Origin of the sequence: Lutibacter sp., assembly GCF_013139515.1 — a bacterium.
Lineage (GTDB): Bacteria > Bacteroidota > Bacteroidia > Flavobacteriales > Flavobacteriaceae > Lutibacter.
In genome coordinates this window covers 1-10795 of sequence record NZ_WTAR01000088.1, presented here as the reverse complement: position 1 = coordinate 10795, position 10795 = coordinate 1, and the positions used below count along the sequence as shown (strand labels likewise).

The 10795-nt window shown below is 30.6% G+C and carries 7 protein-coding genes and 1 other RNA gene; all 8 read right to left on the bottom strand.

The annotated features are described in order from the left end of the window. Positions 1–413: 413 nt before the first annotated feature. The gene (locus tag GQ540_RS08605) at positions 414–2675 is read right to left on the bottom strand and encodes an aconitate hydratase (protein ID WP_291800073.1); all 2262 of its coding nucleotides are present in this window, start codon (positions 2673–2675) and stop codon (positions 414–416) included. Between the two features lie 178 nt (positions 2676–2853). After that, positions 2854–3153, bottom strand: an RNA gene (gene rnpB, locus GQ540_RS08600) — RNase P RNA component class A. 163 nt (positions 3154–3316) lie between these two features. Further along, positions 3317–4450, bottom strand: coding sequence for a molecular chaperone DnaJ (gene dnaJ, locus GQ540_RS08595; protein WP_291800072.1), 1134 nt, complete (start codon positions 4448–4450; stop codon positions 3317–3319). 11 nt (positions 4451–4461) lie between these two features. Then, positions 4462–4989: a nucleotide exchange factor GrpE gene (locus GQ540_RS08590; RefSeq protein WP_291800070.1), complete on the bottom strand. Its 528-nt coding sequence runs from the start codon at positions 4987–4989 to the stop codon at positions 4462–4464. A gap of 174 nt (positions 4990–5163) precedes the next feature. Then, the gene (gene murA, locus GQ540_RS08585; protein WP_291800068.1) at positions 5164–6471 is read right to left on the bottom strand and encodes a UDP-N-acetylglucosamine 1-carboxyvinyltransferase; all 1308 of its coding nucleotides are present in this window, start codon (positions 6469–6471) and stop codon (positions 5164–5166) included. A 19-nt stretch (positions 6472–6490) separates the two neighbouring features. After that, positions 6491–7132, bottom strand: a complete 642-nt coding sequence (locus GQ540_RS08580) for a DUF4290 domain-containing protein (RefSeq protein WP_291800066.1) — start codon at positions 7130–7132, stop codon at positions 6491–6493. A 64-nt stretch (positions 7133–7196) separates the two neighbouring features. Beyond that, on the bottom strand, positions 7197–9524 hold the full coding sequence (locus GQ540_RS08575) for an ATP-dependent helicase (protein WP_291800065.1): 2328 nt from the start codon (positions 9522–9524) through the stop codon (positions 7197–7199). A gap of 67 nt (positions 9525–9591) precedes the next feature. Further along, positions 9592–10795 (bottom strand): hypothetical protein (locus GQ540_RS08570; RefSeq protein ID WP_291800063.1); only part of this gene is annotated, 1204 nt, incomplete at its 5' end.

Below are 10795 nucleotides of genomic sequence, written 5' to 3'. Positions count from 1 at the left end.
CTTTCACTGTTAAATTACCATTTTTAGTATCTTGATCTCCAAAACTTCTAACGTCAATTTTCATTAATTTAGCTAATTCATCAGCTAAATACTCAACATGAACACCAGCTCCGCCATAAACGTAAGGAGGAAATTCTCTGGTAAAAAAAAGTACTTTCATAAAAATATTCTTATTTCTAATTATTATCTTTTTTTACTTTTCACCTTATTATTGTAAACAATTTTACATTAAAAATATAGGTGATTTTAAGCAAAAAAAATTAAGTGAAAAGTTACAAAAAAATAACAGTAACAATTACACTTTTTACGAAAACGTTATAGTGTTTTGTAAATAATTTACACTAATAATTCCACAAACAAAAAAAGAGGAGTTTTTACACTCCTCTTTTTTAAAATTATAATTGAAAATCGATTTATATGTTTTGTTTTTTAATTAAATTTAAAGCTGAACCTTCTTTAAACCATTCAATTTGTCCTTGATTATATGTATGATTTAATTTAATAGTGTCTAAACTTGCATCAGAATGTACAATTTCTAATGTTAATTGTTTTCCTGGCGTAAACTCATTTAAATCAACAAAGTTAAAAGTATCATCTTCTAAAATTAAATCATAATCTGCTTCATTAGCAAATGTTAAACCTAACATTCCTTGTTTTTTCAAATTTGTTTCATGAATACGTGCAAATGATTTAACAATTACTGCTGCAACACCAATATGACGTGGCTCCATAGCTGCGTGCTCTCGTGAAGAACCTTCACCATAATTGTGATCTCCAACAACAATAGAAACTATATTTGCTGCTTTATAAGCTCTTGCTGTATCTGGCACAGGTGCAAAATCACCATTTAATTGACTTTTCACATTGTTAGTTTCCATATTGTAAGCATTTACTGCTCCAATTAAACAATTGTTAGAAATATTATCTAAATGTCCACGGAAACGTAACCAAGGTCCGGCCATAGAAATATGATCCGTTGTACATTTCCCATGTGCCTTAATTAATAATTTAGCACCTTTAATCTCACTTCCAAGCGGAGTAAAAGGAGTTAGTAATTGTAAGCGTTCTGAATCTGATTTTACAACAACATCAATACCTGAACCATCTTCAATTGGAGCTACAAAACCTGCATCTTCAACAGCAAAACCTTTTGGAGGTAATTCAAAACCTGTTGGTTCTTTTAACAATACTTCTTGCCCATCTTGATTGATTAATTTATCAGTTATTGGATTAAAATCTAACCTACCTGCAATTGCTACCGCAGCAACCATTGAAGGTGAAGCTACAAACGCATGTGTATTTGGATTTCCATCAGCTCTTTTTGAAAAGTTACGGTTAAACGAATGTATTATTGAATTTTTTTCTTTTTTATCTGCACCATCTCTGTCCCATTGCCCAATGCAAGGACCACAAGCATTTGTAAATATTTTAGCATTTAAATCTTCAAAAATATCTAACAATCCATCTCTATCAGCAGTAAAACGTACTTGTTCTGAACCTGGATTGATACCAAATTCAGCTTTTGCAACAATCTTATTATCTACTGCTTGCTTAGCTACTGAAGCTGCTCTTGATAAATCTTCATAAGAAGAGTTTGTACAAGAACCTATTAATCCCCAATCAACTTTTAAAGGCCAATCGTTTTTAGTTGCTTTCTCGTTCATTTCACCAACAACTGTTGCTAAATCTGGAGAAAATGGACCATTGATATGAGGTTTTAATTCTGATAAGTTAATTTCAATTACTTGATCAAAATATTGTTCAGGGTTTGCATACACTTCATCATCACCGGTTAAATAAGAAGCTATTTTATTTGCTTCATCAGCTACTTCATCACGGTCTGTTGCACGTAAATAACGCTCAATAGATTCATCATAACCAAACGTAGAAGTTGTTGCTCCAATTTCAGCTCCCATATTACAAATGGTCCCTTTTCCTGTTGCAGACATTGCTTTAGCTCCTTCTCCAAAATATTCAACAATACAACCAGTACCTCCTTTTACAGTTAGTAAACCTGCTACTTTTAATATTACATCTTTAGGAGCAGACCAACCTGAAAGTTTTCCAGTTAATTTGATTCCAATTAATTTTGGAAATTTTAATTCCCAAGCCATTCCTGCCATCACATCTACAGCGTCGGCACCACCAACACCAATAGCAATCATTCCTAAACCACCTGCATTTACAGTATGTGAATCAGTTCCAATCATCATTCCGCCAGGAAATGCATAATTTTCTAAAACTACTTGATGAATAATTCCTGCACCTGGTTCCCAAAAACCAATTCCATATTTATTAGAAACTGAAGCTAAGAAGTTAAATACTTCACTACTTGAATTTAATGCATTTTGCAAATCTTTATCTGCTCCAATTTTTGCTTGAATTAGGTGATCACAATGTACAGTTGTAGGAACTGCAACTTTGTTTTTACCTGCTTGCATAAACTGCAACAAAGCCATTTGTGCTGTCGCATCTTGACACGCAATTCGGTCTGGAGCAAAATCAACATAATCTTTACCTCTAGTAAATGCAGTAGTTGCTTTACCATCCCAAAGGTGATTGTATAATATTTTTTCAGCTAAAGTTAAAGGTTTACCTACTACTAATTTTGCAGTATCAACTCTTTCAGTCATGCGGTTATAAACACCTTTAATCATTTCAATATCAAAAGCCATATCTATCTGTTTTTATTTAATAATTTTATCAACGCGAAGTTACAAAAAATGATGCTGTGAATTAAACAATTCATAATAACTACTGCATTTTTAAATATCTAAATGCCAAAAACCCTATTTTTTTTCAAATGTATAAAAAACAGTAGCGAAAACGTTGTAAATATTAAGAATATGATAAAAATCAAGTAGGTCTATAAGCCGGATTTTGTACTTAAAAAGTTCTTATCATTTATCTAGGCTATAAATTACTCTATAGCTCAAGCTGTCTACCCCTTGAAATAGAGCGAGTAACTCTAAAATTTCAATATACGTGACATTTCACCGCATAGAGTTTACCTGGTTTCACTACAGCCGAACTGTACTTGCTTTCTGTTGCACTTGTCCTCAACTTACGCTGGACGGATGTTATCCGCTATGCTCCTCTTTGGTGTCCGGACTTTCCTCTTCGTTAAAACGAAGCGATAAGATGACCTACTTAATTTTGCAAAAATAGGCTATTAATTTGATTAAATAAAAAAACCCACTCACAATGTGAGTGGGAAAATTGCTATGAAAAAGAAAAAGTGTTATCAGTTATTCACCAATAACATTTTATCAAATATAATTAATTTTTATTTAAAAAAAAATTAATATATCTCTTTTTACGAAAACATATCTTTTACTTTTTCAAAAAATGATTTGTCAAATTTTGAGGGGTTTGGTTCAAAATTTTCATCTTTTATCATTTTTTCAAAAAATTCTTTTTGTTCTTTTGAAAGACTTTGAGGTGTCCACACATTTACATGCACTAATAAATCTCCATTACCATAATGATCTATGCTTGGTAAACCTTTACCTCTTAATCGCAATATTTTTCCTGATTGTGTTCCTGGTTCAATTTTAATTTTAACCTTTCCTGAAACTGTATCAATATTTCTACTAATTCCTAAAACGGCTTCTGAAAGGTTAATATATAAATCGAAATGTAAATTAGTTCCTTCGCGTTTTAAAGTGTCATGTTTTATTTCCTCAATAACAACAATTAAATCACCATCCATAGAATTATTTCCAGGCGCTGCATTTCCTTTTCCATTTACTTTTAACTGAACACCTTCAGTAACTCCTGCAGGAATTTTGATAGAAACTGTTTCTTCTTTAACTTCAAGACCACTACTATCAGCACCTTTAGGTTGCTTATCTAAAATTTCTCCAGCTCCTTGACACGTTGGACACGTTGAAGCAGTTTGCATACGTCCTAAAATAGTATTAGTCACACGCATAACCTGACCTTGGCCATTGCAGCTTGTACACGTTTTAAACGTAGCACCAGCTGCTTGTATTTTTCTACGAACTTTTACTTTCTTATCTACACCATTAGCAATTTCTTCAAGTGTAAGTTTTACTCTAATGCGTAAGTTACTACCTTTTACACGCGCTCTACCTCTTGAACTACGACCGCCACCAAATCCACCGCCTCCACCGAAAGCGCCACCAAAAATATCTCCAAATTGACTAAATATGTCATCCATATTCATTCCGCCACCACCGAAACCTCCTGCTCCTGCACCACCGTTTTCAAATGCTGCATGTCCATATTGATCGTAACGTGCTTTTTTATTATCGTCGCTTAAAATTTCATAAGCTTCAGCTGCTTTCTTAAAGTTTTCTTCGGCTGTTTTATCTCCCGGATTTTTATCTGGATGATATTTAATAGCCATTTTACGGTATCCTTTTTTAACTTCAGCTGGTGTAGCGTTTTTAGAAACACCTAATATTTCGTAGTAATCTTGCTTCATTTTTTTTTAAATTATTGTCCTATTACAACTCTAGGATATCTTATTACTTTCTCTCCAAGTTTATAACCTTGCTCTACTACATCAATTATTTTTCCTTTTAAATCTTCTGAAGGTGCAGGAATTTGTGTAATTGCTTCGTGTAATTCAACATCAAAAACATCGCCTTTTTTTACTTCAATATGGCTTAACCCTTTTTGATTTAATGAATTTTGAAGTTTATTTTTAATCAACTCCATTCCCTTTAACAACTCTTTATCTTTTACCTTTTTAATTTCGGCTAAACCTCTGTCAAAATCATCTAAAATTGGCAATAAAACTGTCATTAAATCTTCATTGGCAGTTCTAAACAATTCTATACGTTCTCTTGAAGTCCGTTTTTTATAGTTTTCAAACTCCGCAAATAAACGTAAAAACTTATCTTTTTCTTTCGAAACTTCACTCTTTAACTGCTCTTCAGTGCTTATTTCTTGAGTTTCTTCTTGCTGAATATCTTTTTCATTTAAATCAGCTTCCTCTTTAATATCTTTCTTTTTACTCATTCTTTTTATCTAAAAAAATTTATCAATTTTAATGGGTGCAAAAGTATTGCCATTTTTTGAATTATGCCAATATGACATTTAGTTTTATTGAAAACTTGAAAAATATATCTTAAACATAAAAATGACTAGCTAACTTACGTTAACTAGCCATTTTTATTTATCTAATCTTAAGAGTTATTCAACTCTTGTTATTTTTGCTCCAATTGCTCTTAAGCGTTCATCTATATTTTGATAACCTCTATCAATTTGTTCAATATTTTGAATTGTACTTGTTCCTTGTGCAGAAAGCGCTGCAATTAATAAAGAAATACCAGCTCTAATATCTGGTGAAGTCATAGTAGTTGCTTTTAAACTTGACTCATGGTTCATACCAATAACAGTTGCTCTATGTGGATCACAAAGTATTACTTTAGCTCCCATATCTATCAATTTATCAACAAAAAATAAACGGCTTTCGAACATTTTTTGATGAATTAAAACGCTTCCTTTTGCTTGTGTAGCCACCACTAAAATTATACTTAATAAATCAGGTGTAAAACCTGGCCAAGGAGCATCTGAAATTGTTAAAATTGAACCATCAATAAAATTTTGAATTTCATAACTTTCTTGTTCAGGAATAAAAATATCATCACCTCTACGCTCTAAATTAATTCCAATTTTTTGAAAAACACGTGGAATTAAACCTAAATCATTCCAACTTACGTCTTTAATAGTAATTGAAGACTTGGTCATAGCAGCCATACCAATCCAGCTACCAATTTCAATCATATCAGGTAAAACTCTATGAGAACAACCATTTAATTCTTTTACGCCATCAATAATTAATAGGTTAGAGCCAACACCTCTAATTTTTGCGCCCATACTATTCAACATTTTACATAATTGTTGTAAATATGGTTCACAAGCTGCATTATAAATTGTTGTAATACCTTTAGCTAAAACAGCTGCCATAACAATATTGGCCGTTCCTGTAACTGAAGCTTCGTCTAAAAGCATGTTAGTTCCAATTAATTCACTAGCTTCAACTCCGTAAAATTTTTCGTCTTTATTATATCTAAAAGTTGCTCCTAATTTAATAAACCCTTCAAAGTGTGTGTCTAATCTTCTTCTACCAATTTTATCGCCTCCCGGACGAGGAATATATCCTTTTCCAAAACGAGCCAATAAAGGACCAACAATCATAATTGAGCCTCTTAATGAGCTACCATCTTTTTTAAATTTTTCAGATTCTAAGTACGTTAAATCTAAATCATCTGCTTGAAAAATGTAAGTATCTGCATTAACTTTTTCAATTTTAACGCCTAATTCTCCTAAAATAAAGATTAATTTATTGACATCTCTAATATCTGGAATATTACTAATTGTAACTTTTTCAGCTGTTAACAAAACTGCACAAAGAATTTGCAAAGCTTCATTTTTAGCTCCTTGAGGAGTAATTTCACCACTTAATTTATGACCTCCTTCAATTATAAATGTAGCCATTTTTTATTGAATTAATATATTAATATTTCTTCTTTGGTCTTTGTTTGTTTGTATGTGAAGATTTATTATTTGATTTATGGATTGATTTTTTCTTTCTCAATAAATCTTTTACTTCTGATAAAGTTTCATTGCTATTTGTTAAATCAATTTTTCCTTTTGATAAATCAACTAAATGCTTAAAAATAACAGCATCATCAACAGTATCTTTATTCCAATTTAAGTAACACTTTTTCATGTGATTAGCAATTGTAAAATACAATGCTTCACGCGCTTCACCTTCTTCCCAAGTTAAAGCCATATCAATCATAGTTTGAATATTATTTCCATAATATCTATATTTTGAGGCATATTTAGGATATTCTAAACGTTCAGGTTTTGCCTGCAAGACTTCTTTTTCCAATTTTTCGTAAGGTGAATCAACATCTAATTTAAAATCAGATATAATAAAAAGCTGATCCCATAATTTATGTTTAAAATCTGGCACATCTCTTAAATGTGGTTGTAAATTACCCATAACATCTACAATAGCTTTTGCCATTTTATTACGTCCTGCTACATCTTCCAAAGCTATGCAATGGTCTACTAATTTTTGAATATGACGACCATATTCTGGGATAATTAAATGCGGTCTATCTGCATTGTATTCTAAATCAAATTCCATGTATCTATTCTTCTATTTTATAATATGCAAATTACAATATAAATATTGGTTTCACAATGATATTTTAGCTTATAATTGTGAGCTTTGCGAATTGTAGTAATAATTTTTTAACTCCTACTGAAGCAAATCTAATTTCAGCTTTCTGATTTGCTCCTGAGCCTTCTAAACTAATAACTTCTCCTTTACCAAACTTTGTATGTTCTACAATATTGCCTATAATAATTGAACTATCAAATAAATTTGATGGTGAAACAGAAGATTTTGTAACTTTTTTTAAGTTTTTTGGAGGTGAAAACTGTGGTTTTTGTATAGCTGCCTTTTTTACTGGCGTTCTTTGTGCTGGTTTTTTAAAGCGAATTTTATTTTGAGGTACACTTCCAAAAATATCTTCATCCAAAAATTTACTTTGTTTTGGTTCTGGCATTTTCACTGTTAAAAACTCTAAAAATTGTTCGTCAATTTCTTCTAAAAATCTACTTGGTTCACAATCTACTAATTTTCCCCAACGATAACGTGTTTGTGCATACGTTAAATATGCTTGTTTTTCAGCTCTTGTTAATGCTACGTAAAATAAGCGACGTTCTTCCTCTAATTCGCTTCTGGTATTCATACTCATTGCTGAAGGAAATAAATTTTCTTCCAAACCAACAATATAAACGTATGCATATTCCAATCCTTTTGCTTGGTGAATAGTCATTAATGAAACTCTAGGTGTATCATCTTTCTTTTCACTATCAAAATCTGTAGCTAAAGCAACATCTTCTAAGAAAAACACTAAGGAATCTTCCTCCTCTTTTTCTTTTTGAACATCTACAAAATCTTTTAATCCGTTTAATAATTCTTGAATATTTTCAACTTTACTAACACCTTCAGGAGTTCCATCACTTTCTAAATCTTTAACTAATCGAGTTTGTTTTATCACAAATTCTGCAACTTCAAAAGCATTTTTACTTTGTGCTTCAATTTGAAAATGTTGTATCATAGTCACAAAGTTTATCAGCTTTGTTTTTGTACCAGCATTTATATTTATATCGAGCTGATTTAACGTTAACAGCAACTCAAAAATCGATTTTTTATAGTGGTTTGCAGCTACCGTAAGTTTATCTATAGTTGTTGCTCCAATACCACGCGCTGGATAATTTATGACTCGTTTTAAAGCTTCTTCATCGTTTTGGTTTATCAATAATCTTAAATAAGCTAGCGTGTCTTTAATTTCTTTACGTTGGTAAAAAGACAAGCCTCCATAAATTTTATATTTAATATCTTTTTTCCGAAGCGCATCTTCAATTGCTCTAGATTGGGCATTTGTACGATATAAAATTACAAACTCAGAATTTTTAAGTTGCAAATTCATTTTGTTATCAAAAATTGAATTGGCTACAAAACGTCCTTCTTCAGCTTCTGTAAAAGTTCGCATCACTTTTATTTTTAAACCTGCATCATTAGCCGTCCAAACTTGCTTATCTAATTTTGTTTTGTTTCTTTGAATAACACTATTAGCGGCTTCTACAATATTTTTTGAAGAACGATAATTTTGTTCCAGTTTAAAAATATTTACTTTATCATAATCGCGTTGAAAATTTAAAATGTTTTGAATATTTGCACCACGAAACGAGTAAATACTTTGAGAATCATCACCAACCACACAAATATTTTGAAAACGATCAGCCAATGCTCTTACAATTAAATATTGTGAATGATTTGTATCCTGATACTCATCAACCAAAATATATTTAAACCTGTGTTGATATTTTGCTAAAACTTCAGGAAAACGTGTTAATAATTCGTTAGTTCTTAACAATAAATCGTCAAAATCCATAGCACCAGCTTTAAAACATCGCTCAACATATTGGCTGTATATTTCACCAATTTTTGGACGACTTGCCATTTTATCGGCCTCCATTAATTCTGGATTGTTGTAATACGCTTTAACTGTAATTAAGCTATTTTTAAATGACGAAATTCTACTTAAAACCTGTTTTGATTTGTATCGATCTTTATCTAATTGCATTTCTTTTATGATGGAAGAAAGCAACCGAACAGCATCTTGTGTATCGTAAATTGTAAAATTTGAAGGGAATCCTAAATGATGTCCTTCTGAACGTAAAATACGAGCAAAAACAGAATGAAAAGTACCCATCCATAAGTTTTTTGCTTCAGAATCACCTACCACAGTTGCTATACGACTCTTCATTTCTCGAGCAGCTTTGTTGGTAAATGTTAATGCTAAAATATTAAAAGCATCAACTTTACTATGCATTAAATTTGCAATCCTATAGGTTAAAACACGTGTTTTACCCGAGCCTGCTCCAGCAATAATAATCATTGGACCATTTTTATGCAAAACGGCTTCTCTTTGTGATTCGTTAAGATTTTCTAAGTAGTTAGTCACAGGAATTATTTAGTAGCCAAAAGTACTATTCCAAATTTAGTTTAGCAATAAAAGTTATTGACAACTATTAGTTAATTATTGTATTTCGTTTATTAAACTGATTTACAAAAATAATAAGTAAACCAATAACCATAAATACACTAAAAATTAATACTAATAAATTATAATTTCTAATTGGTGTAAATCCATTCAAAAATATAAATCCTTGTGAAAACAATAAAGTTTCAGTTATAAAAATTCCTATTAAAAAAGTGATTATTCCAATTTTTGAAAAAAGATTTTTAACTACTATTAATTTAAATTGAATCAAAATCAGCAATAATACAACACTCATAAACGCCAATGTAAACAAGTGTAAATAACCAATTATAAAGAATGGTTTTAAAGCTATAGATTTTACTACAATAGCAGGAAATGCAGAAGCTATTTGTATTATAATTTTAAAACTATAAGCGATGAATGCAAACTTTAATAAGAATTTAGAAATTGAATTCCATTTTAATTGTTTTAAAACTTGAAGCATTATTTTCAACAAAAAAACTAATGAAAATAATTGTAAAATTGAAGCAGCAAACCCAATAACGTAAAATACGGAAGATACATTACTCCATAAAACTGATAACACATAAGCAGGAATACAAGCTACATTTAAATACAAAAAGAAATTTTCCTGTAGTTTTTTAGAAATTATGATTTTTTGAATTTCAAAAATTTTAAATAAAATTCCGAATAAAACAAACACAAAATAACCGTTATACAAAAAATGCAAATAAAAATAAACAGTATTATAGTATAAGCTTCCTTTGCCTTGCGTAACTAAAACAACGGCTAAAAACCAAGTTGCTAAACTTGATATTATATAATAGTAAATACCAAATTTTATGAATTTTGAAGCAATACCTTTTTCTTTAATATCCTTTAACAATCTATAAGAAAGCACGTAACTTGCCAATCCAAAAACAGAAAGCAATACTATAGAAAATATTTTATAACCACCTAAAGGAAAACTGATTAACATTAAAGTTATGGCTACAACAATAATTAGAAGTGTTATTTTATAAACCTTCTTTTGTTTTGCAGTTACTTCAACAAAATAATTTAAAAGAACTCCTACAGTTGCTAAATAACCCCAACCCAAAAATGCTACATGAGAATGGCTTTGTAAGAAGTGCTGATAATTTACAAATGATAAAGGGAACGTAAAATTCCATCTCAGTATTAAGCCATAAAGAGCAGATAGTATAAATAATATGAATGCAAATTTATAAAGG

Bases quoted from the DNA above. Each gene is read 5' to 3' on its own strand.
- GQ540_RS08580 (WP_291800066.1), bottom strand. From the start codon at position 7,132: ATGGAATTTGATTTAGAATACAATGCAGATAGACCGCATTTAATTATC.
- GQ540_RS08605 (WP_291800073.1), bottom strand. From the start codon at position 2,675: ATGGCTTTTGATATTGAAATGATTAAAGGTGTTTATAACCGCATGACT.
- GQ540_RS08590 (WP_291800070.1), bottom strand. From the start codon at position 4,989: ATGAGTAAAAAGAAAGATATTAAAGAGGAAGCTGATTTAAATGAAAAA.
- dnaJ (WP_291800072.1), bottom strand. From the start codon at position 4,450: ATGAAGCAAGATTACTACGAAATATTAGGTGTTTCTAAAAACGCTACA.
- murA (WP_291800068.1), bottom strand. From the start codon at position 6,471: ATGGCTACATTTATAATTGAAGGAGGTCATAAATTAAGTGGTGAAATT.